The 22,341-nt window shown below is 62.2% G+C and carries 22 protein-coding genes and 1 pseudogene; 12 read left to right on the top strand and 11 right to left on the bottom strand.

The features are described 5' to 3' along the window. Nucleotides 1-254 precede the first annotated feature (254 nt). The 4 genes from MMB74_RS26815 to MMB74_RS26800 form a co-directional block, all read right to left on the bottom strand. A complete protein-coding gene (locus tag MMB74_RS26815; protein ID WP_277431638.1) occupies nt 255-755 on the bottom strand; it encodes a copper-binding protein in 501 nt (166 codons plus the stop codon). 115 nt (nt 756-870) lie between these two features. Continuing rightward, nucleotides 871-1,368 (bottom strand): TPM domain-containing protein, encoded by a 498-nt coding sequence (locus MMB74_RS26810; RefSeq protein ID WP_277431637.1) that lies wholly within the window; start codon nt 1,366-1,368, stop codon nt 871-873. Between the two features lie 2 nt (nt 1,369-1,370). Next, nucleotides 1,371-2,198, bottom strand: coding sequence for a YgcG family protein (locus MMB74_RS26805; RefSeq protein ID WP_277431643.1), 828 nt, complete (start codon nt 2,196-2,198; stop codon nt 1,371-1,373). A 38-nt stretch (nt 2,199-2,236) separates the two neighbouring features. Beyond that, entirely contained in the window at nt 2,237-2,866 is a 630-nt protein-coding gene (locus MMB74_RS26800; RefSeq protein ID WP_277431636.1) for a LemA family protein, read from the bottom strand. Nucleotides 2,867-3,199: 333 nt separating this feature from the next. Here MMB74_RS26800 and MMB74_RS26795 point away from each other — a divergent pair, with 333 nt between their 5' ends. The 4 genes from MMB74_RS26795 to MMB74_RS26780 all read left to right on the top strand — a co-directional run bounded on the left by MMB74_RS26795 (nt 3,200) and on the right by MMB74_RS26780 (nt 8,499). Then, nucleotides 3,200-5,008 (top strand): SulP family inorganic anion transporter, encoded by a 1,809-nt coding sequence (locus MMB74_RS26795; protein ID WP_277431635.1) that lies wholly within the window; start codon nt 3,200-3,202, stop codon nt 5,006-5,008. A 118-nt stretch (nt 5,009-5,126) separates the two neighbouring features. Beyond that, entirely contained in the window at nt 5,127-6,149 is a 1,023-nt protein-coding gene (locus MMB74_RS26790; RefSeq protein ID WP_277431642.1) for a nitroreductase family protein, read from the top strand. A gap of 44 nt (nt 6,150-6,193) precedes the next feature. Next, nucleotides 6,194-7,114 carry an LOG family protein gene (locus MMB74_RS26785; RefSeq protein ID WP_277431634.1) on the top strand — a complete coding sequence of 307 codons (921 nt, stop codon included), beginning with the start codon at nt 6,194-6,196 and terminating at the stop codon, nt 7,112-7,114. Beyond that, nucleotides 7,111-8,499 (top strand): MBL fold metallo-hydrolase, encoded by a 1,389-nt coding sequence (locus tag MMB74_RS26780; protein ID WP_277431633.1) that lies wholly within the window; start codon nt 7,111-7,113, stop codon nt 8,497-8,499. The genes MMB74_RS26785 and MMB74_RS26780 overlap by 4 nt, the downstream gene beginning before the upstream one ends. 67 nt (nt 8,500-8,566) lie before the next feature. Here the strand turns inward: MMB74_RS26780 and MMB74_RS26775 are convergent, their stop codons facing one another. Beyond that, on the bottom strand, nt 8,567-8,803 hold the full coding sequence (locus tag MMB74_RS26775) for a hypothetical protein (protein ID WP_277431632.1): 237 nt from the start codon (nt 8,801-8,803) through the stop codon (nt 8,567-8,569). Nucleotides 8,804-8,866: 63 nt separating this feature from the next. On the opposite strand from MMB74_RS26775, the gene MMB74_RS26770 reads away from it, so the two are divergent. Further along, nucleotides 8,867-9,460 (top strand): rhomboid family intramembrane serine protease, encoded by a 594-nt coding sequence (locus MMB74_RS26770; RefSeq protein ID WP_277431631.1) that lies wholly within the window; start codon nt 8,867-8,869, stop codon nt 9,458-9,460. Nucleotides 9,461-9,560: 100 nt separating this feature from the next. Here the strand turns inward: MMB74_RS26770 and MMB74_RS26765 are convergent, their stop codons facing one another. Beyond that, the gene (locus tag MMB74_RS26765; protein ID WP_277431630.1) at nt 9,561-9,995 is read right to left on the bottom strand and encodes an Hsp20/alpha crystallin family protein; all 435 of its coding nucleotides are present in this window, start codon (nt 9,993-9,995) and stop codon (nt 9,561-9,563) included. A 276-nt stretch (nt 9,996-10,271) separates the two neighbouring features. Next, nucleotides 10,272-11,018: a beta-ketoacyl-ACP reductase gene (locus MMB74_RS26760; protein ID WP_277431641.1), complete on the bottom strand. Its 747-nt coding sequence runs from the start codon at nt 11,016-11,018 to the stop codon at nt 10,272-10,274. 305 nt (nt 11,019-11,323) lie between these two features. Here MMB74_RS26760 and MMB74_RS26755 point away from each other — a divergent pair, with 305 nt between their 5' ends. From MMB74_RS26755 to MMB74_RS26745, 3 genes are read left to right on the top strand one after another with little or no spacing between them, the layout of a single operon-like run. Then, a complete protein-coding gene (locus tag MMB74_RS26755) occupies nt 11,324-12,163 on the top strand; it encodes a universal stress protein (RefSeq protein ID WP_277431629.1) in 840 nt (279 codons plus the stop codon). A 59-nt stretch (nt 12,164-12,222) separates the two neighbouring features. Then, a complete protein-coding gene (locus MMB74_RS26750; RefSeq protein WP_277431628.1) occupies nt 12,223-12,729 on the top strand; it encodes a universal stress protein in 507 nt (168 codons plus the stop codon). Further along, nucleotides 12,726-13,553, top strand: coding sequence for a universal stress protein (locus MMB74_RS26745; protein ID WP_277431627.1), 828 nt, complete (start codon nt 12,726-12,728; stop codon nt 13,551-13,553). Before MMB74_RS26750 ends, MMB74_RS26745 begins: the two co-directional genes overlap by 4 nt. 72 nt (nt 13,554-13,625) lie before the next feature. Here MMB74_RS26745 and MMB74_RS26740 read toward each other — a convergent pair whose 3' ends face one another. After that, on the bottom strand, nt 13,626-13,910 hold the full coding sequence (locus MMB74_RS26740; RefSeq protein WP_277431626.1) for a DUF1488 domain-containing protein: 285 nt from the start codon (nt 13,908-13,910) through the stop codon (nt 13,626-13,628). A gap of 95 nt (nt 13,911-14,005) precedes the next feature. Between MMB74_RS26740 and MMB74_RS26735 the strand changes: the two genes are divergently transcribed. Continuing rightward, a complete protein-coding gene (locus MMB74_RS26735; RefSeq protein WP_277431640.1) occupies nt 14,006-14,323 on the top strand; it encodes a c-type cytochrome in 318 nt (105 codons plus the stop codon). A gap of 15 nt (nt 14,324-14,338) precedes the next feature. Here MMB74_RS26735 and MMB74_RS26730 read toward each other — a convergent pair whose 3' ends face one another. Further along, entirely contained in the window at nt 14,339-14,551 is a 213-nt protein-coding gene (locus MMB74_RS26730) for a DUF2964 family protein (protein ID WP_277431639.1), read from the bottom strand. A gap of 294 nt (nt 14,552-14,845) precedes the next feature. Between MMB74_RS26730 and MMB74_RS26725 the strand changes: the two genes are divergently transcribed. From MMB74_RS26725 to MMB74_RS26715, 3 genes and pseudogenes are all read left to right on the top strand, one after another. Further along, on the top strand, nt 14,846-16,609 hold the full coding sequence (locus MMB74_RS26725) for an alpha/beta fold hydrolase (protein ID WP_277431625.1): 1,764 nt from the start codon (nt 14,846-14,848) through the stop codon (nt 16,607-16,609). A 46-nt stretch (nt 16,610-16,655) separates the two neighbouring features. Beyond that, nucleotides 16,656-17,579 (top strand): annotated as a pseudogene (locus MMB74_RS26720) (bifunctional enoyl-CoA hydratase/phosphate acetyltransferase); the annotation flags it as partial. Continuing rightward, nucleotides 17,576-18,769 carry an acetate/propionate family kinase gene (locus MMB74_RS26715; protein ID WP_277431624.1) on the top strand — a complete coding sequence of 398 codons (1,194 nt, stop codon included), beginning with the start codon at nt 17,576-17,578 and terminating at the stop codon, nt 18,767-18,769. The pseudogene MMB74_RS26720 and the gene MMB74_RS26715, both read left to right, overlap by 4 nt. A gap of 136 nt (nt 18,770-18,905) precedes the next feature. Here the strand turns inward: MMB74_RS26715 and MMB74_RS26710 are convergent, their stop codons facing one another. Next, on the bottom strand, nt 18,906-21,395 hold the full coding sequence (locus tag MMB74_RS26710; RefSeq protein WP_277431623.1) for an arsenate reductase (azurin) large subunit: 2,490 nt from the start codon (nt 21,393-21,395) through the stop codon (nt 18,906-18,908). Nucleotides 21,396-21,406: 11 nt separating this feature from the next. Further along, complete coding sequence (locus MMB74_RS26705) at nt 21,407-21,913, bottom strand: arsenate reductase (azurin) small subunit (protein ID WP_277431622.1); 507 nt, start codon at nt 21,911-21,913, stop codon at nt 21,407-21,409. Nucleotides 21,914-22,341: the final 428 nt, after the last annotated feature.

Genomic DNA, 22,341 nt, shown 5'->3' with positions numbered 1-22,341 from the left:
GGCATGCATGGCCGGCTCCGTTGTCCCGCGTGGAACCGACCAGCATACCGAGGTTAAAACACGACATTTCTATCTAGCTAAAACACGACATTTGCATAAAGCCCTAACACCCAAAACGTTGATAATTCATGTTATGTCAAATCAAGAATATCCCACCTAGCCCCCGGCGTTTCCGCCGCGAGCCTGGCCCGTAACGTTCCATGCATCCAAACTGCACGGCCGCCGTGCTTGCTCGCGGCTGCGCTGCGCGCCGGTCACCCGGGAATTCGATACCGACGGTACATGCCCGCTTCGTAATGGCCCGGCACATAGCATGCGAACAAGATCGTTCGCGTGCTCAACCGGTCGAACCGCCAGATCAAAGTTTTGGTTTGCCCGGGCTTCAGGCTCACGACGTTCGCATCATCGTGCGCCATGCCCGCCATCGCCGACATGGGTTGAGCCATCTCTCGCTGATGCTCACGCCGGAACGCGGAATCCCCGATCGCAAACTCGTGCGGCGCCTGTCCGACGTTTTCAACCACAAACTTCACCACGTCGCCACGCCGGATATCGATGGAGTCGAAATTGAGCCGCATTTGATCCGAAGCCTGAACGTGGATGGTCTTAGTCACATCCGCCTCGTTCGCCGGCTGGCCAAAAGCGAAAGTGTGTTCCATGGCCATCGCCGGCATCCCAGCCCATGCCGTGACCGTGGACAATGCACCGGCTAGGCTGGCACCCAAAACAGCGACAAACAACCCCTTGATATTCATTCTCGTATTCCTCTCGTAGTCAACACCGCAAAGCCGTCTGCGGCCGAACTGATAAAAACGTCTGAAGTCCCATACAAAAAGCCCGCCGAACGATCGCAGCCTCACCGCGTTGCGCTCAGAGCATCACGGGCGCAGCGGATGGCGGCCCCCCGCTTGCTTTCGTTGCAGGATAGTGGTGCCTGAGGTGGCGCGCGACCGCTCGAATACCCGACAGCGTTCCATCCCGATAAGCGCGTCGGCCGAACGCCGCTTCCATGGTGCGGCAAATGGCCTGCCACTCCCCCGTCCCGACCTTCGCATGCACGCCGCGATCGGCGACGATTTCCACCGCATGATCGGCCAGCAGCATGTAGATCAGCACACCGTTGTTGTGTTCGGTGTCCCAGATCCGCAACTGCGAGAACACCTCGAGCGCCCGCTCGCGCGACGACTGTCCGCGAAACAGCGCGCCACCGTGCAACGCGCTCTCGACCGCGAAGCGAACTTCGCCTACATGTTCGGCGTTGCATGCCGCAATCGCAGTTTCGATCTCGAGCAAGCTGGCGCGGCCGAACGCTCGCCCGAGCGCCCAGTGCGTGGTACACAAATGCCGAATAACGCGTGAAGCGTTCATCGTCACCACCTGCCCGAGGCGCCGCCGCCTCCAAAAGTCCCGCCGCCGCCGCCAAACCCACCGCGCCCGTCGGAACTCCCGCGCCGTCCGGCGCCATAGCTGCCGACGTAGCCGCCCATGCCCGCCCCAACCAGCGTAAACAAGAATACGATCGTGCCGGCGACGATGGCGGCAAGCATCCCGGCGGCCGTCAACCAAGCAATCAGCGCCGCGCCCCCGCCCGCGATCAACGCCCCGGGCAACCGCCCGAACACAGCTCGCAGCACGCGGCCGAACACGATAGAGAGCATCAGAAGCAGCGGCGCGAGCCGCCAGACACTCGCCGCCCCCTTTTCCGCGGTCGGGCTAGGCGGCGGCAATGCCTCGCCGTCCGCGACGCGGATCATTTGGTCCACACCCGCCGCGATACCACCGTAAAAATCCCCGTGCTGAAACCGCGGCACGATGATCTCGCGAATGATGCGGCTGCTCACGGCATCGTTGAGCGAACCTTCCAAGCCATAGCCAACCTCGATACGTAGTGCGCGGTCGTCCTTGGCGACGATGAGCAGTGCCCCATCGTCGACGGCCTTGCGTCCGAGCTTCCACGCTTGAACGACGCGCAGCGAATATTGCTCGATGGCCTCCGGCTGGGTCGTCGGCACGATCAGCACGGCGATTTGCGTGCCCTTGCGTTGTTCGAACGCTTGCAGTACCTGTTCCAACGCACTCTTCTGTTCAGCGGTGAGCGTGCCGGTTTCGTCGGTTACGCGCGCCGTCAAAGCCGGAACGGCAACGAGCGCATGCGCCGCAAAAGCGCCAAAAAGCGCCGCGCATGCGAGCAACGCCATCAATAGTTGCCGTAGCGCTTTCACGTTCACCGTCCTCTTCAGTTCGACGACGCCGCCGAAGCTGGCTGCGCCCCCGGCGTCGTGCCGAATTCCACGCGCGGCGGCTTGGCGATTTCCGTTTCGTTGGCGACCGAGAAGGTCGGCTTCTCGTTGAACCCGAATGCCCGCGCAGTGAGATTGGAGGGGAATGAGCGCACGGTCGTGTTGTAAGCCTGGACGGCCTGGATATAGCGATTGCGTGCAACGGTGATCCGGTTTTCGGTGCCCTCGAGCTGAGCTTGCAAGTCCCGGAAGTTGGCGTCCGATTTCAGTTGCGGGTAGTTCTCCGAGACAATCAGCAGCCGCGACAGCGACGAAGTCAACTGGCCTTGCGCGGCCTGGAATCGAGCGAACGCTTGCGGATCGTCGAGCATCGCAGGCGTGACCTGCACCGAGCCGGCGCGGGCGCGCGCCTCGGTCACTTGCGTAAGCACCTCGCGTTCTTGCTGCGCGTAACCCTTCACCGTGCTCACGAGGTTCGGGACCAAGTCGGCACGCCGCTGGTATTGATTGACGACCTCCGCCCAACTCGCCTTGACTTGTTCGTCTTCGGTTTGCAGCGTGTTGTAGCCGCATCCCGCCAACAGCAGCGGCACGAGCATCGTTAGGGCAAGCCATATTCGTCGCATCCCGACTCTCCCCTATCGTATCGACGTCATCAGGCGACTCGCGCACCTGCGCCGGCCGCTATATCGATGTTACTGCCCAGCCGGGCATCGCTTTTGACCCATCTCAACGAATCCATCTGTCACGGCCTATCGGTTGCGTTTGCTAGGATCGAGACCCACAGCCCGGACCGACGCGCTGTGCGTGCAATGCCAGACGAACAGGGCCTCTATCTGCGCGCTCTACAAGCGGGCCAGTCCGCGATATGCTCCGGTATGCCGTTACCGCATCGCGCACCGAACGTGCGATCAGATCGATAGCGGCAGTCCATCTGTCGCCCACTTTCTCGATCGAGCATGGCTCACCACGATTCGCCCTCGCTGCCTGCTCGTTCCAACTGGGAGCGCTGGCTGCCGCTATGGCCGCTGTTGCGCAACTATCAACGCAAGTGGTTGCTGAAGGATCTTTTCGCGGGACTCGCGCTTTCCGCGATTCTCGTTCCGGTGGGATTGAGCTATGCCGAAGCGGCCCGCTTGCCGATCATGGTCGGCCTCTACGCAACGATCGGCGCATTGGTCGGCTATGCACTTTTCGGCCCGAGCCGCATCCTCGTATTAGGCCCCGATTCCGCGCTGGCCGCGCTGATCGGCGCGACGGTCGTTCCTTTGGCGCAGGGCGACGCGGCACAAACGATCGCGCTCGCGTCGGCGCTAGCGGTGATGGCGGGTGTCATCTGCGTGATGCTCGGGCTTGCGAAGCTCGGCTTCGTCACCGATCTTCTGTCCCAGCCCATTCGCTACGGCTATCTGAACGGCATCGCCGTGACCCTCATCGCGAGCGAACTGCCTCGACTGCTCGGGCTTCCGAATTCCGGCAGCACCGCCATCGAAAGCGTCTCCCACATGGCGCGGGGCATCGCCGGACACGAGGTCAACGTCGTGTCGGCCGCTATCGGGCTCGCCTGCATCGCCGTCGTCTTGCTACTGCGCCGATACGCACCACGCGTGCCCGGCGTCTTGATCGCGCTCATGGGCGCCGGGTTCGCAGGCTGGTGGCTGCATCGTCAACAGGTTGCGGTAGGCCCCGCAGTCGAACCCTTCGCGGCAGGATGGATTGCGCCGCATTTGCCCCGTTTGTCGCTCACCAGTATCCAAAGCATCGCGAGCGGCGCCATCGCGATCGCGCTGATTTCGTTCGCCGACACCAGTATATTGGCGCGCGTTTTCGCGCGCACACCCGCCGAGCAAACCGATCGAAACCAAGAGCTGGTCGCGCTCGGCGCGGCGAACTTGTTCTCCGGGCTCTTGAGCGGTTGCCCGGTAAGCAGCAGCACCTCGCGCACGCCCGTCGCGCAAGCGGCCGGAGCCCAGACGCAAGTCGCGAATCTCGTGGCCGCGGCGATGACCGGCCTGCTGTTGTTCGTTGCGCCTTCGCTGACCACTTACCTGCCCGATGCCGCGCTCGCCGCGGTCGTGATCTGCGCGGCGCTCGCGATCGTGGAGATCGGTCGCGTCGCTCGGTTGTATCGCATGCATCGCAGCGAGTTCGCGGTCTCTCTCCTATGCGTCGGCGGCGTCGTGCTGCTGGGCGTGCTGCCCGGTATCTTCGTCGCGGTCGGGCTTTCGCTGGCCTCGTTTGTCTGGCGGGCGTGGCATCCGTATGATGCGGTGCTCGGCCGGGTGCCGGGCAGGCGCGGTTACCACGACATCAGCCGACACCCGGAAGCCCAACGGGTCGAGGGCTTGCTGCTGTATCGCTGGGATGCCCCGCTCTTCTTCGCCAATGCGGAAATCTTCGCCGCTCATCTGCGCCGCGCCATGGCTCGAGCGCCAGCGCCCATCAAATCTATCGTCATTGCCGCCGAACCGGTGACCGACATCGATGTCACTGCAGCCGACGTATTGGCCAATCTGCACGACGAACTGCGGGCGGCCGGCGTTCGGCTGTGCTTCGCCGAGATGAAGGGGCCGGTCAAGGACCGCTTGCGCCGGTACGGTCTGTTCGAAGTGTTCGGGGGCGACGGCAGCTTCTTCGCAACGGTAGGCGAAGCCGTCGACGCTTTTCTCGAACGGCAAGTCCGGGCTGCGGCGACACTCCGGAAGCGCCGCACGGTGCGCCGCCGGCCACGCCGCGGGCGACATCGGCCGCCGTTCCAAGAGCGCTGACTCGAATCGCCTCGATAACCGGCGATCGCCTTGATGTCGGTCAATTAGGCACGCGCTGCGAAATGCCAATATCGATCGAACGATGCGACATTCGAGGAGATCGACTGTGAGCGATAAGATGCAAGCGGCGGCGCGCGAGCCGCTCCTCCCCTCGCTGAATGCACAAGCGAGCGTGGCTCAAAAACTTCGGCATGCAATCCAATGCGCCGTCCTGGCGCCATCGAGCCACAATTCCCAGCCGTGGCGTTTCATCGTCGCGGACGACGCCATCACGTTATGTGCGGATCGCATGCGCGCCCTGCCCGTCGTCGATCCGTTCGACCGCGAACTGATCATCAGTTGCGGCGCCGCGCTGTTCAACTTGCGCACCGCGTTGAATCGCTATGGGCTGAGCTATCGGATCTCGTTGTTCCCGTCAGAGGTCGACCCCGATGTGCTCGCTCACGTAGAGGTGCACGAAGCCGGGTTCAAAGACGACAGTCTTGGGCCGCTTTTCAACGCGATTGAGCAGCGCGCGACAATCCGCAAGCCGTTCGCGCGCACGCCCGTGTCGGATGCTATGAAGCGCAGCTTGACCGATGCAGGTCAAGCGGAGGGGGCGCGAGTCGTTTGCATCGAAGATGCAGCGGGGAGAGAGCGCATTGCCGAGCTGATCGCCCAAGCCGACGCGCAGCAATTCGCCGACCCGCGCTTTCGGCGAGAGCTGGCGGCCTGGATTCACCCGAAGCGCAGCGTCGACGGTATGCCGACCGAGGCGGCCGGGGTCGCCGCCCTGCTCGATCTCGCCGTGCCGATCGTCGCTTCGGCCATTCGCACTTTCGATGTCGGCGGCGGCATGGCCGCCATGCATAGCGAACTGCTCGAAGGCTCGCCGCTATTGCTCGTGATTGCCACGGATCGAGACGATCGCGAGGCCTGGCTCGCCGCCGGCCAAGCGTTGGAGCGAGTCTTGCTTTGCGCCGTCAATAACGGCTTGAGCGCTTCCTATCTGAACCAGCCTATCGAGGTGGAATCGTTGCGCGCACGGCTGCGCACAGAAGCCGGCATCGAAGCGGCCCCGCAGGTGTTGTTGCGCATCGGCCATGGACCGCAGCCAGTCGAACGTTCGCCGCGGCGAGCGCTGAGCGATGTCATTTGGTGATGGCCGGCAAGCCGATCGCCCGCCTAGCCCGAGGCAATGAACCCATGAAAGCGCATGCCGACTACGAGACCGAAGCCGAGGCACGCGAGCGCGTGAAGCGGCTCGTCGCGAGTCCAAGCTACCAGCAAGCCGATGAGGACAGGGATTTTCTGCGGCGCCCGGAAATGTGCGGCGTGCGCTTGCAACTGGACTTTTGGAAGACGGAAGAGCTCCTGCTGCTGCATGGCATCAAGCATACGGTGGTGGTCTACGGCAGCACGCGGATCGCCGAGCCGCAAGCGGCGCGCGAACGGCTGCGCGAAGCCGACCGGCTGCTTGCAAGCGATCCGTGCAACCGCGATTACGCTCACGAAGTGGATATCGCGAAGCGGTTGCTCGACAAGAGCCGATACTACGATGTGGCGCGCGAGCTCGGCTACCTCGTGGGCACCTGGCGCGCGACGAACGTGCTGCCGCGGCTCGCGATCGTGACGGGCGGCGGTCCCGGCATCATGGAAGCGGCCAATCGCGGCGCTTTTGAATCGGGTGCGCCGAGCATCGGCTTGAACATCTCGCTGCCGCGCGAGCAAGAGCCCAATCCCTACATTAGCCCCGACCTGTGCTTCAAGTTGCACTACTTCGCCATTCGCAAGATGCATTTGCTCGAGCGTGCCAAGGCCGCGGTGTTCTTTCCCGGCGGCTACGGCACGTGCGATGAATTGTTCGAGATATTGACGCTGCTGCAGACGGGCAAGATCGCGCCGCTGCCTGTCGTGCTCGTCGGCAAGCAATACTGGCAACGCGCCATCGATCTCGACTTCCTCATCGACGAGGGCATGATCGCGCCGCACGATGCGAGGTTGATTACATTCGCCGAATCGGCCGACGAAATCTGGGACGCGATTTCGAGTTGGTACGAGCGAGAGGCGCCCCCGCGCGACGACGGTGCGACGGCGCCCCCCACGACCGCGGGAGGCCCGCTATGAAGCTCACATTCCTTGGCGCAACCGAAACCGTCACCGGATCGAAATACCTGCTCGAAGGCGCGGGCATTCGCGTGTTGATCGATTGCGGCTTGTTCGAAGGCACGAAGAACCTGCGCCTGCGCAATTGGGCGGAGCTACCCGTGTCCGTCGAGACCCTGGACGCCGTCATCTTGACGCATGCGCACATCGATCACTCGGGCTACCTGCCCGTGCTCGCCCGCATGGGATATCGCGGCCCGGTCTATGCGAGTTCGGGCACGGCCGATCTGTGCGGGATCATGCTGCGAGACAGCGCCAAGCTGCAAGAGGAAGAAGCCGAGTTCGCAAATCGGCATGGCTACTCGAAGCACCACCCCGCTTTGCCGCTTTATACGCTGGACGATGCCGAGCGGGTGCTCAAGCAGCTCGTGCCTTGCGATTTCAACGAACCGGTGAAGCTAGCCGAGCATGCGTCGTTTCGCCTGCTGCCGGCGGGACACATCCTGGGCGCCGCGAGCGCCGTCTTGTACATGAACGAGAAGCTGATCGTCTTTTCCGGCGATCTCGGCCGCTACGCCGATCCGATCATGCGCGAGCCGATGCCCCCCATGCATGCCGACTACTTGGTCGTCGAATCTACTTACGGTGATCGCTTGCACCCGGCGAGCGACCCCTCGGCCGAGTTGGAAGCGATCTTCGCGCGTACCTTCAGGCGCGGCGGGGTCGTCGTCATTCCCTCGTTCGCCGTTGGCCGCACGCAAGAGATTCTTCATTACATCGCCGTGTTAAAGGAAACGGGCCGCATGGCGAACGTCCCTGTGTTCCTCGACAGCCCGATGGCGATTGCCGTGACCGACCTTTATCGACGTCATCTTCGCGAACATCGGTTGACGATGAGCCAAGCCAACGCCATCGGCAAGGCCGCCACGATGGTCGGCACTGTCGATCAATCGAAGGAAGTGTCAGCCCGGCGAGGACCCATGGTCGTGATTGCCGGCAGCGGCATGGTGACCGGAGGGCGCGTACTGCATCATCTCAAAGCGTTCGCGCCGGATGCGCGCAATACGATCGCATTGGTGGGTTATCAAGCTGCAGGAACCCGCGGCGCGGCGCTGGAAGCCCATGCACCCACCATCAAGATTCACGGCGAGTATGTGCCCGTGCGCGCAAAGATCGAATCGATTTCGTCGCTATCGGCTCACGCCGACTACGACGAAATCCTGCGGTGGCTATCGTCGATGACGAAGGCGCCAACCCGAACCTTCGTGACTCATGGCGAACCGGCGGCAGCCGACGCACTGCGGCGACGCATCGAAGAGAAATTCCATTGGCAATGCGAAGTGCCGACGTATCTCGAGGCGGTCGATCTCGCCGAGGCGCCGGCGCAAGAGCAGGCGCTCTTCTAATCTGATCCGAGGCGGCGTGCAAACAACCATGCGGCGCCGCGCTCGACCGCCGCGCGATGGCGGTTCGTTATCGGCAGAATGATTTCGCCAACTTGTGCCGAATCCATGTCGTGCCTTCGCGCAAGCCATCCAACACGGCGTCTTGTTCGGTCCGGAAAACCTTGAAGTGCTTGAACTGATGTTGGAACTTGCCCTTTTCCTCCCGATGAACCACGTGGATGGTGCAGGCGAACCCCTCCTCGGTCGGATGAGTTTGCACCGAAACAGACCAATCGCGGTCGCTGATCTTTCCTGACATCGCCATGATGCATCCTTCGATAAGACCGGACGGCGCCACCCTTACGCTCGGGCCCGCGTAGGAGCCAAGATGACACTCGTCCTGGTTGTATTGAATCTCGCCGTCTTTCTGCTCGAGCAGGCAGCGCCTGAACGCTTGATCGACACGTTCGCCCTTTGGCCGCCCGCCCATGTCAGCCAAGCCGGCGCCCCTCCGTTTCATTGGTGGCAGTTGCTGACCTATAGCCTGCTGCACGCCAATCTTGCCCATATCGCATTCAACATGTTCGGGCTGTACCTGTTCGGCCGCGACGTCGAACGCGCGATCGGCCGCAGCCGGTTGGTATTGCTGTACGTCATGAGCGTCGTGGCTGGCGGGCTCGTTCAAGTTGCCGTGCTGCTCTTGAGCGAGCCGCACGGCTATCCGACGATCGGTGCGTCGGCCGGCGTGTTCGGATTGCTCGTGAGCTACGCTATCTTGTTCCCGCGCCGGCGTCTCGTGCTGCTCTTTCCGCCCATCCCGATGCCGGCATGGCTGTTTGCAACGGGATACGCCGTCCTCGAGCTGCTGCTCGGCGTAAGCGGCGAAGCGTCAGGCGTCGCCCACTTCGCGCATTTGGGCGGGATGCTCGGCGCCCTCGCGTGCTTGTTGGTGTGGTCGACCGGGAGACGGCGCGCCTCCTAACCCTCGAATTGCACGACCACCGGGATCGAACGGAACCGAAAAAAAGGCGCGGCTCGATCCAACTTAGCCGCGCCCAATACAGCCCAGCCCCTCAAATCGATCAATTGATTTGCAAACGCTTTTGCGGCGCACTCTTCTTCTTTTGCAACGTCAGCGACAACACGCCATCCTGGTATTGCGCCGACGAAGCGCTTTCGTCGATGTCGCTGTCCAGCGAGAACGAGCGGCTGATCATGCCGGAATAGCGTTCGCTGCGAATGACGCGCTCGCCTTCCTTCAGTTCTTTGTTGCGTTCTGCCTTGGCCGTGATCGACACGACGTTGCCGTCGACTTTGACGTCGATGTCTTTTTTGTCGACGCCCGGCAGTTCAGCCTTCACCGTGTACGCGGTGTCGCTCTCCGAGACGTCGATCTTGACGTCCGAAAGCGGTGTTTCGCCGGCTAGCGCGAGGCCGCGCATGGGTCTGAAGAATCCCTGGAACAAATCTGCCATTGGTTCCAGCGACAACGGGTCAAAACGGGTTAGGTTGCTCATCGCATTCACTCCTCGTTCGCGGTTAATCGTGGACGCACGCACGCCCACTCCAGCCTTCGTCCCGCGTTGGTCGAACCGGCCCTTCGAGCAATACGGGTTGATGCAGAACTCACTGTAGACGGCGTGGCGCGCTACCCGTTGATTTGCGTCAACGGCGCTATGCGTCGCCACGGGACGGCGGCGCGCGGCCGCAGGCGGTCACGAGTCGATGAGCTCTCACGTTCAAAGTCACAAAGACCATAGATCAAAGACGCTTGTCTTGTCGCCATGGGATCGTCACTGCATGTGCATTCCGCCGTTGACCGCCACGTCCGCTCCGGTCACGAACCCCGCATCGTCGGAGCAAAGAAAAGCGACGAGCGCGGCAACCTCGTCGGGGCGGCCGAGTCTGCCCACGGGAATCTGCGGCAGCACGCGCGTTCGCATCACCTCTTCCGGCACCGACGCGATCATCGCCGTATCGAGGTAGCCGGGCGCTACCGTATTGACGGTTACGCCGCGCTTGGCCACTTCGAGCGCCAACGCCTTCGTGAAACCGTGTAGGCCCGATTTGGCCGCGGCGTAGTTGGTCTGGCCGTATGCGCCGCGCGATCCGTTCACCGAGCCGATGTTGACGATTCGGCCGAACCCCCGCTCCACCATGCCCGCGATAAACGGCTTGGTCACGTTGAATAGCGCGTCGAGATCCGTATGCATCACCGCATCCCAATCGGCTTTGGTCATCTTCAAGAAGGATGCGTCGCGCGTGATGCCCGCGTTGTTGACGAGCACATCCACTGCCCCATGGTCTTCGATCACGCGCTTGGCACAGTGCGCGCAGGAATCGAAATCGTCGACGTTCATCTCGTACGCATGGAACGTGCGGCCGGCGTCACGCTCGTGCGTGAGCCAAGTCGATACATGATCGTTGTGTTCGGAATGCGACATCGCGACGGTCATGCCCATGTCGTACAGACGCCGACTGATCGCGGCGCCCAACCCTCCCATTCCTCCAGTGACGAATGCGACACGCTTGGCGGACACGGCGTTCTCCTCATAGGGCTGAAGATAGGATTCGACGTGCCACGCGATACGCTCTCGCATTGCGTTGTGGCACCTCTGCTATCGAACACTGTAGACAGTTGCTGCACCCAGCCGTTTGACCTCAATCAAGCCATGTCGCATGCGTTCGACTGGCCTTTGGCAGCGCCGCGGCGTTTAGATTTTTGTATCCCGGCAAAGTGGAATTAGCGCGATTTCGCTTGACCTGCGTCAATCGATAAAACGGCCTAGCTCCTAGACTGGGAATCACGATTCAGTGCTGCGATTCGTTCATGGGAGCTATCGCAATGAGTTACAAAAGCATCCTGGTTCACCTCGATACGAGTAAAGCCGTGCATAGCCGGCTCGACCTCGCCCTGTCGCTTGCCACGCAATTCGAGGCACACCTCACCGGCTTCTTCACGGTTTTCACGCCTGAGCCGGGGTCGTTCTACGTCATGGCGGGCAACGCCGAGTTTTACGTCGAGCAACGCCAGCGCCGTGCCGAGCAGCAAGGCGCGCTGGAGCGCTTGTTCCGCGCCGAGTTGTTACGCGCGAAGGTCCAAGGCGACTGGCAATCGTCTGCCGAATACGCCAATGAGGTCGTGCCGCAGGCGGCGCGAATCGCCGATCTCGCCATCGTCGGCCAATACAATCGCGACGATCCCGATTCTTTCGTCGCCGAGCAATTCATCGAGAGCACGGTGCTTTCCGCGGGGCGCCCTGTGCTCGTCGTGCCTTACGCCGGCCAGTTCGACGCAATCCCCTCCCATGTAATGATCGCCTGGGACGGCAGCCGCGAAGCCACGCGCGCCTTGCACGACGCGCTGCCATTTTTGACGCGCGCGAAACGCGTCACCGTGCTGACGATCAATGCGATGCGTACCGACCCTGCCGCGAGCCGCATACCGGGCACCGATATCGCGGCGATCGTCTCGCGTTACGGCGCGAATGTCGCGATAGAGGAAGTCGAAGGCGTCAAGGGCGAGCCGATCGGAGAATTGCTGCTTTCCCGGGCCGCCGACCTTGGCGTCGACCTGATCGTGATGGGCTGCTATGGCCACTCGCGCTGGCGCGAGCTGGTCCTGGGCGGCGCTACGCGCTCGATCCTCAAATCGATGACGGTGCCCGTATTGATGTCGCATTGACTGCCGCGCGACCCTGCCCCACTCGATTCGATCAAGCGAACCTAACGAGAGGTCTCATCATGTACCAACGAATCCTCGTGCCGATCGACGGCAGCGAGACCGGGCAACGCGCGTTCGACCATGCGGTCGCACTGGCGCGCGAGACCCACGCGGAATTGATCCCGCTCTACGTCGTCGATATACCGCTGGTGGCGTACGAAGCGCCCGGCTTCGATCCGTCGATCGTGCGCGACGCCTTGTTGCAAACCGGCGAGGAGCTGAAGAAGGAAGCGCTCGCCGCGATGCAGCGCGAGAACATCAAAGGTGCACCGCGCGTGGTCGAAATCAAGTCGACGGGCGTCGACATCGCCGAGCGCATTCTCGAAGAAGCCCGCGCCGCGCAATGCGACCTCGTCGTCATGGGTACGCATGGGCGGCGCGGCGTGCGGCGCCTCTTGCTCGGCAGCGTCGCCGAGCGCGTCGCGCGTATGTCCTGTTGCCCGGTCCTGTTGATTCCCGGCAGTGTTGAAAACGCAGCGGCAACGCCGCCCTCCGCCACCCACCGCACTGAAAAGGTCCTGTTATGACTTACAAGACTTTGCTCGTCCATATCGACGACAGCCGTCGAAGCGAAGCGCGCACCGCGTTTGCGCTCGATTTGGCGCTCAAGCACGACGCGCATTTGATCGGCCTGTACGTGGTCTGCCAAGACCTCCTGCGCCCGCTCGTCAAACGCGATGACAGCCTCAATCTGGGCAAGCTCGAGGCTCAGGGCGTGGAACGGATGAACCGAGCTCGCGAACAGTTCACGGCGGCGGCGCAGCGTGCCGGATGCCCGTTCGAATGGCGCGCCCCTGCCGGCCCCGCGATCGATGTGGCGGTTCTGCATGCGCGGCACGCAGACCTGCTCGTGATGGGCCAGGAAGACCCCGACGACCAAGCGTCGTACGTCGCCCGCAATTTCGTCGAAGAAGTCGTGATGAGCGGCGGGCGTCCCGTGGTGGTCTTGCCCTTTGCGGGCCACGTCGCCACGTTCGGCGAAAACGTCGTCGTCGCTTGGGACGGTAGCCGGGAAGCGGCTCGGGCGCTCGCCGACGCCTTGCCGATTCTGAAACGCGCGCATTTCGTCACGGTTTCGACGGTCCAGAAACACCCGGAGGGCGAGCCAGGCGCTGGCTTCGACGTGTCGGGCTATCTGGAGCGCCATGGCGTGCGCGCCAGCTTCGTATCGGTCCCGCGCGCTCCCGGCATGACAACCGCCGCGACGCTGCTCAATCAGATCAGCGATTTGCATGCCGACTTGCTCGTGATGGGCGCCTACGGGCACGCGCGCGCGCGAGAGCATGTGCTCGGCGGCGTCACCTACACGATGCTGCAAACCATGACGGCGCCCGTGTTGATGTCGCGTTGATCCATGCAGTCTTCGCCCCGGCGCACCGGGGCGAATCTTTTACTGGGCTTTGACCGGATTCGCCCTTCTTTCTCACTCGCAGAAGCGAAAATACCCGCTGTGCAGCCGGACGGGCTTGCTGCCTAGCTCATGCAAGAGCTTGCGCGCGGCATGCTCGATCTTGTCTCGATGGTGCTTGAACGCCCGCAGGGTGTCCTCCTCGCGCGAGGAGGCCGCGCCGAAATGATCTTCCAGGGCCTCTGCGGTAATCGAGCAGGTCACGCGCTCGCCGTCGACGACCGCCGGAAACGTTAGCACCAACTCCGGTCCGCAATACTGCGGTGGATCGTGCGGAAAGTGGATATGCATGATCTTCACCTTGACGTGTATCAATCTGACATGAGGGCGTGTCCATACACTGAATGGAACGTCCCTATTGGAGTCAGGCAGTGAATACGCGACCCCACCCATTCATGATCGGCGCGGCATGCATCTTCGCTGTTGCATTGAGCCGGCCGGTATTCGCACAATCCGAGCCCACCGATCTGGTCAATCGGCAGCACTGCATGTTTTGTCACACAATCGATGCGCCTTTCCTTGCGCCGTCGTTTCATCAGATCGCCGAACGATATCGGCGCGATCCCCACGCGGCCGATCGCCTTGCCGAAAAGTTGCGCGTCGGCGGCAAGGCGCATTGGGGGGATACGCCTATGCCGCCTGCCGCCGATCGCGGCGGCCCGCTCTCGCCGGACGAGGCCAATACGCTCGTCGATTGGGTGCTGCGTCAATGACGGCCGCAGCCGCGCTTATTTGCGCGAATCGGCGTGCTCATCGGCGTCGAATCCTGAAGCCGGATTGAGCAGCAGCACGAAGGTTGCGACGCCTGCGAACACCGCTGCTACGCCATAGCGCACCGCGCTGTCTTGATCGAACAACAACCCGCGAATCGAGGCCGCGATGCCTACGATGGAAACGAAAATCGCGAGCGTGGCGAACGCGACCCGGTACTTGCCTTGCATCATCGAACTCCTTTGGCCGGAAGCAATCGCACGGTCGGCGTGCTCCATTGCGGTTGGCGACTGGCGATCATCGGGCGGCTCGACAGCGCCCGTGTTCGAACCTATAGGTTCTATCTTCTTGCGTTGCGCGAATTCGTACTTGATATGGGTCAATCGCAAGCGGTATGCGCTTTCCCGCTGTGGGCTTCGACACGGTCAATGCCGCTTGCGGTCGCACGATTGACGTAAATCAGGGTCGAGCGCGCCTGACTGTGCAAGAGTGCATCTCAGATCGATTCGAACGGAAACCACCCAATGGATACGCGCCTGAAACCGGAAAATGCCACACACGATTCCGTCCCGGCACGCTCGCCCGAGAGTCCATTTCGCTCGCTCGATCACGCCAAGGACGCTTGGATCGCCCGCGCCACGGGCGGCTTGTCGCCTGCCGCGCTGACGCTTGCGCTGTCCGACTGGCTCATACACATGTTTGCGGCGCCGGGCAAACAGTTGGAGTTGGCCTCGCTGGCGGCGCGGCAGGCTCGAGAAGTGGCGGGATCCGCTTTCGGCGCTGAAACGTTCGATCCACCGCTTGCCGAGGACGACAGGTTTCGGGCGCCTGCTTGGCAAGAGATGCCGTTTCGGTGTTGGCAGCAAGCGTTTCGACTGACAGAGCAGTGGTGGTGCGCGGCAACGCACGGGATTCCCGGCACGACGCGCCATCACGAGGATGTCGTCTCGTTCGCCGCTAGGCAATGGCTCGATCTGTTCTCGCCCAACAACTTCGCGTTGACCAATCCCGAAGTGCTGAAGCGCACGGCCGAGACGTGCGGCGCCAATCTCGTGCAGGGCGCGCGCAACGCGCTGCAAGACGCATGGCGCGCCGCTAGCGGCCAGCCCTCCCCCGAGGCGCGGCAGTTCAAGCCCGGTGTCGATGTGGCGGTCACACCCGGCGCGGTGGTTTTTCGCAATCATTTGATCGAACTGATTCAATATCGCCCGTCCACTCCCAAGGTGGCGGCCGAGCCGGTGCTGATCGTGCCTGCGTGGATCATGAAGTACTACATCCTCGATCTATCGCCGCACAATTCTCTCGTGCGGTATCTCGTCGATCAGGGGTACACCGTCTTTTGCATTTCCTGGCGCAATCCGGATGCGCAAGACCGCGATCTGGGGTTCGACGATTACCGCCGATTGGGCGTCATGGCCGCTTTGGATGCGATTTCGCGCATCGTGCCGGCGGCGAAGATTCATGCGGCCGGCTATTGCCTGGGCGGCACACTGCTCTCGATTGCAGCGGCGGCGATGGCGAACGAGCGCGACGAGCGCCTCGCCACCGTGACATTGTTCGCCGCCCAAACGGATTTCACCGAGCCGGGCGAGCTGCAGTTGTTCATCGACGAAAGCCAGGTTTATTTTCTCGAGAGCCTGATGTGGGCGCGCGGTTATCTTGGCGGCGAGCAGATGGGCGGATCGTTCCAACTGCTGCGATCGAACGACCTCATTTGGTCGCGCGCCGTGCACAACTACCTACTCGGCGAGCGCGCGCCGATGAACGACTTGGCGGCGTGGAACGAGGACAGCACCCGCATGCCGTTTCGTATGCATTCGCAGTACCTGCGCGAACTCTTCTTGAACAACGACCTGGCGTGCGCGCGTTACCGCGTGGACGGCCGCCCTATTGCCCTGCGCAACATCCGCGCGCCGATGTTCGTCGTCGGGACCGAACGCGATCACATCGCGCCGTGGCGGTCGGTCTATAAGATTCATCATTTGGCCGATACGGACGTCACGTTCGTATTGACGAGCGGCGGTCATAACGCGGGCATTGTCAGCGAACCGGGCCATGTGCATCGTCATTTCCGCATCATGTCCACGGCGGAAGCCGACCTGAGCGTCGGTCCCGACGAATGGGCCGCAGCGGCCGACTTGCAAGAGGGTTCCTGGTGGCCGGCGTGGACGGCCTGGCTCGATGCGTATTCGCAAGATGCGCGCGTCGCGCCCCCCCACATCGGCCTGCCCGATGTACAAACCCCCATCCTTGCCGAGGCTCCCGGTGAATATGTTCTCCAAAAGTAGGGAGCCGCTCGTGGACGATGCTCATTTGCGCGCCCCGCTCGGGGAGCATGGCCGCTACGAAGCGTTCATTCGCGCCGCGCGAAGCCGGCCCGCCTTGCGCACGGCGATCGTGCACCCCTGCTCGCCCGAAGCAATCGGTGCGGCGGTGGAGGCGCGCGACGAAAACCTGCTTGACCCGTTGCTCATCGGTCCCGAGGCGAAGATCCGCGCGGCGGCCGACCTCGCTCAGGTGAGCCTCGCCGGCATCGAGATCGAGTCCGTCGAGCACAGTCATGCGGCCGCCGCGCGCGCGGTCGAGCTCGGCGCGGCGCGCAAGGTCGCCGCGTTGATGAAAGGCAGCTTGCACACCGACGAATTGCTGGCCGCGGTGGTCGCGCCCAATTCCGGTTTGCGCACGGAACGTCGCATCAGTCACGTCTATGCCATGGATGTGCCCGCGTATCCCAAGCCGCTCGTCGTCACCGACGCCGCGATCAACGTCGCGCCGACGCTCGATCAAAAGCGTGACATCTGCCAGAATGCGATCGATTTTCTACGGTTGATGGGAGTCGAACTGCCGCGCGTCGCCGTATTGGCCGCGGTGGAAACAGTCAATTCCAAAATGCAGTCCACGCTCGATGCCGCCGCGCTCACCGTCATGGCCTCGCGCGGGCAAATCACGGGCGGCCTCGTCGACGGTCCGCTCGCGTTCGACAACGCGGTCAACTTTGCCGCGGCGAAAACCAAAGGCATCGTCTCGGCCGTCGCGGGGCAAGCGGACATCTTGCTCGTGCCCGATTTGGAAGCAGGCAACATGCTCGTCAAGCAACTGATGCTGTTTGCCGGCGCGGACGGCGCGGGGCTCGTGCTCGGCGCGCGCTTGCCGATCATTCTCACGAGCCGCGCCGATTCGCTGCGGGTGCGCCTGGCGTCCGCCGCGCTCGCCAAGCTCGTGGCCGAACGCACCCGCGATGGAGCTGCACGCTCATGAGCGATCCGCTGTTGCTCACGTTCAACCCTGGATCGTCGACGATCAAGTTCGGGCTCTTTCGCATCCACGGCGGCACGCCCGTGCATCTCGGCAAAGGCGCGATCGATTTGCGCGGGGATCCGCTCGCGCTCGAATTGTCGAGGGACGGCCAATCCGTTCGCATTCAGTTGCGCGCGCGGCTCACCGACGATCTGCACGAAGTCATCGACGAAACGCTCGCTTGGTTTTCGACGCATTTCTCGCTGCGCGATTTCGCCTCGGTCGGGCATCGCGTCGTTCATGGCGGCGATCGCTTTGCGGGGCCGGCCGCCATCGACGACGAGACGCTTGCGGAGATCGAGGCCCTCGTACCCCTTGCGCCGCTGCATCAGCCGCAATGCGTGCGGCTCATTCGCGCGATTCGGGCGCTGCGGCCACACTTGCCGCAGTGCGCGTCGTTCGACACCGCATTCCATCACCGGCAATCCGACCTCGTGCGCCGTTTCGCGATCGCGCGGCATTTATTCGATGCGGGCATCAAGCGCTACGGCTTTCACGGTCTTTCGTATCAATTCATCGCCTCTCGGCTCGCGCAAGCTTTTCCGCAAGTGGCGGCGGGCAAGGTCGTGGTCGCGCATCTGGGCAGCGGCGCAAGCCTATGTGCGCTCGATGCGGGCGTGAGCCGCGACACGAGCATGGGTTTCTCAACGCTCGACGGCGTTCCCATGGCAACGCGCTGCGGCGCGCTCGATGCCGGTGTCGTCTTGCATTTGCTTGGCGAGCGCGACTGGAAACTCGCCGATGTGGAGCGGTTGCTGTATCACGAGTCGGGTTTGCTGGGCGTGTCGGGCGTGAGCGCCGATAGCCGAACGTTGCTGGAAAGCACCTTGCCTCAGGCGCGTGAAGCGATCGATCTATTCGCTTTCCGCATTGCAGGTGAAATCGCACGGTTGGCCACATCGCTCGGAGGGCTCGACGCGCTCGTGTTCACGGCGGGCATCGGCGAGCACCAACCCGAAATTCGTGCCGCGATCTGCGAACGCCTAGCGTGGCTGGGCGTCACGCTCGATCCGCAAACGAATGGTGGCAATGCCCAAATCGTCAGCAGCGCTAAGAGCTGTGTGGCGGTGCTAGTCATTCCCACGGACGAAGAACAGATCATCGCGCAGGATGCCGTATCGATCTTGCATCGCTTGGCCCCTGCCGACTGAAGAAATCGAGTCGTATCCCGTCGAACATTGGACAGCCTCTCCGATCGAACCAACCCGTGATCCGGCAACAAAAAGCGGCGCGACAGCGGTTGAGCCGCCATCGCGCCGCGTTGCATCCGAAATCAACCAACTGCACTCAGGTTGCGTCGATACGTCGGCTCTTGAAGCTGACGCTTTCCTTGAAATCCTGAACGGACCCCACCCGGCGCAGGTTCGCCCACGTACCCTTGTAGTACGGCACGACGTTTCGGTCCGTCCATGGGGTCGTCACGTTGCCCATGATGCCGTTGAAATGCCCGAACTGCATGAAAGTCTGGCCGTGCTTGATCGCCGGCTCGAGGTAGGCCATTGCGTAGGTCGAACCGTAATCGTTATAGACCTCGACGACGTCACCGGACGTGACGCCGAGCGAGCGCGCGTCGTCCGGGTTGAGCTCGAGAAAAGCCATCGGTACGCGTTCGCGCACGAACTCGTTGTATTGATCATGGTAAAGCGTCTGCCAGACTTCGTTGACGCGGCCGTTGTTGATCCAGAACCGGTACTTCGCCTTCTGGTCTGCCACCGGCTTCGGCAGCCCTGTCCACTTGGCGGGCTTGAACTGCGCCTTGCCGTCGGCCGTGTCAAATCTTCCATCCGTGTAGAGCATTTCGGTCCCGATCAGCTTGCCGCCTTCGAATGACTTGGCGGGCAACTGGACCCCGTTGTTGCCCATCGCGCGAAGCCGCGCGTAGGTCACCAGATTGCCGGTCTTGCCGCCCTGACTGTCGATTGGTTCGACGCCGGCTTGGCCCGCCTGCCGGAAGCCGTCGTTGAATGCGTCTTCTTCTGTTTTCCAATCGAAGCCGTTAAACCGGGCGGCCATGTCGCTCTTCCCTTCCGCCTCGTACATCCGCTTGAGCGTGTTCGCGATCGCGGCTGCAATCAGGCAGTCCGGCATCGCGGAGCCGGGCGGATCCATGAAGCGCTCGGAGAGCCGCATGCGTCGCTCGCCGTTCATCGACGTCAGATTCATCTCGCCAGGGTGTGCCGCCGGCAATATCAGATGTGCCGCTTCGGCGAGCTTGGTCGGGTAGAGATTGATGTTCGTGAAGAACAGTCCGCCCTTGTTCTTTACGGCGTCATAGGCGACGTCCACGAGCTGTGCAGTCGAAGCGCCACGCTCGCGCGACATCGCTTCTCGCACGATGCCGGCCCGGTGCAAGATGACCGCGCGATGTTCTTCCGCATTCAATGTCGTCTGGAATGGATTCGCGCCCCAGGCCGTGTACATCATGCCCTTGCCGTGAATGATCTCCTGGTCGACGTAGATCTTCGTGTTGCCGGGATACGGAGGCCGTGTGTAGCCTTCCTGGTGTCCGCCCATCCTGACGACGCCGGTGCCGCGCCGACCGACGTTGTGTGTCGCCAGCACGACGTCGACCAACGCGGATTGGATCAGGTAGTTGTCGTTACCCCAGATGATCCCCTTTTCATAGGCGTGCATGGTCCGCGGGCGGTGTCCCGATGCCTTGGGTTTGTATGCCCATTCGGCCGCCTGCTTCAAGCGCTCGATGGGCACACCGGTAATGCGACTGGTCTCGTCCAGCGACAAGCGGTTCGTCTTCAAGGCATCGTCAAAAGCGTTGGTGTATTCCGCGATGAAGGCCTTGTCGTGCCATCCCTGATCGACCACGTAGGTCAGCAGACCGTCGAACAGCGCGATATCCGTACCGGGCTCAATGTCCAGATGCAATACGTTCGGCTTGCCGGCGACGCGCTCGGCGATCGCAATCGTGGTCGTGCGGCGCGGGTCGACGAAAATGATCTTGGCGGCCGCGACACTCTCGCCTGGGAAGTGCTGCTTGCGTTTGTCGACGGTCTGCCCCTGCAGGTTCGGCAGCCAGTGGGCAAGGAAATAATTCGTCTGCGTTTCATATGAGTTGCAGCCGATCGCCATGATCACGTCGGCGAGTTCGGCATCCTCATAGCTGTTGTTCAACTCGCCGATGCCCATCTCCCGCGTGGCATGGCATTCCGAGTTGTAGGCCGGTCGATTGTGGATGCGCACGAGCGGCGTCTTGAGCGCAGTGAACATCAGCTTGCCCGTGCCCCATGTGTTCTCGAAGCCGCCACCGGCGCCGCCATGGTCGAAGCAATCGAAAGCGAGCACCGACGGGCCGTCGTGATCGAGGATCTTCTTGGTCAGGCCGGCATACAGCGCGAGCGCGTTTTCCCAGCTCGTGTCCATCCATTGATCGGACAGGTACACGCGAGGGCTGCGCAAGCGCTCCTTGGCGACGCCGCCATCGGGGTTGTACATCACCTTCGCGAGTTGTCCGCCGCGTGTCGACGACAAGCCTTGGTTGACGCTGCATGTCTTGTCCGGCACGACCATGATGTTGTACCGGCGACCGTCCTTGTCGGTAATCGTGTTTTGCATCGCCGGCGTCATCACGATCGACAACGGCGGCAACTGGGTGCGGAAATCCAGCCCCAATGCGTTCTGGTTCGGTGCTCGCCCGCCTTCGACATTTTCGGGCCATTTGAACACGTGGTATCCGCATCCGACGATGCAGAAGTGGCAGGTCAGATTCGCGCGCTGGGCCTGAACGGGCGGCAGTGCCACCCGATCCTTGTTCGTAGCCATGATCGCTCCCTCTACAGCAGGTTGGCTTGGCGGCCGTAGATCAACCCATCCACTGCAATCGCGCGTACCGTGCCATTGCTGGCGTTGTAGTCGAGCACGATCGAGGGAAGCTTTTCCGTTGCCTGCCCCGAAATCATCTGGCCGGCTTTTTCAGCATCGAACTTGCTGAAGTGGCAAGGGCAATTAAATTCGCGTGTGGCGGCATCGTATGCGACCGGGCAGCCCATATGAGTGCACAACACGCTGAATGCGACGATGTCTTTATCGGGGCCGACGCCACCGGGGACGGGAGTCCCCATCTTGACTACCGCACATGGCGATGACGAATCCGGAAAGGTAAACGCGAGGGGTACGTTTGGCCGCAATTGCCCGGCGCGTGCAATCACTTTGGGCGTATAGGGCAGCGTCGTTCGTCCGGCTTCAGCCTGAGCGGCCTGTGCCGATGGAGCCCCAGCCACGGTTACGCCGGCGGCTGCCCCGCCAGTGAGTTTGAGAAATTGCCTGCGGTTAAGACTCATGGTCTCCTCCATTTCGACATTTGATAGGCGGATTGCTCGATCGCGTGTACGAACTGGATTCTTATCGAAATGGTGGCGGACGCAACTTCTTAGACGAAATGCGGCGTCCGGATTTTTATAGTATTTCTTGAAGTATTATTTTGTATTTAGAGCAAACTTTTCAGAATTTCAAGGTTCGCGAGTACCCGAACACAACGATGCCGGGCTTACTGGCAGATCATGCGACCGGACGTGTGATTTTTTTAACACCGTCGCACCGGGCACTTCGCTGTCCGGCACGATCCGGGGCGCGGAATGAGTCACACCCCGTCCCTGTGAGGAGCATATTCATGAGCAATAGAGAGATCGTCCTGTGCAACCCGGTCCGCACTGCGATCGGAACCTATGGCGGTTCGGTAAAGGACGTGCCAGCACCCGCCCTCGGGGCG

Origin of the sequence: Trinickia sp. Y13 (assembly GCF_029522115.1) — a bacterium.
In the GTDB taxonomy this organism is placed as follows: Bacteria; Pseudomonadota; Gammaproteobacteria; order Burkholderiales; family Burkholderiaceae; genus Trinickia.
The sequence above is the reverse complement of the archived record's forward strand: the minus strand, read 5'-3'. Positions and strand labels throughout refer to the sequence as shown.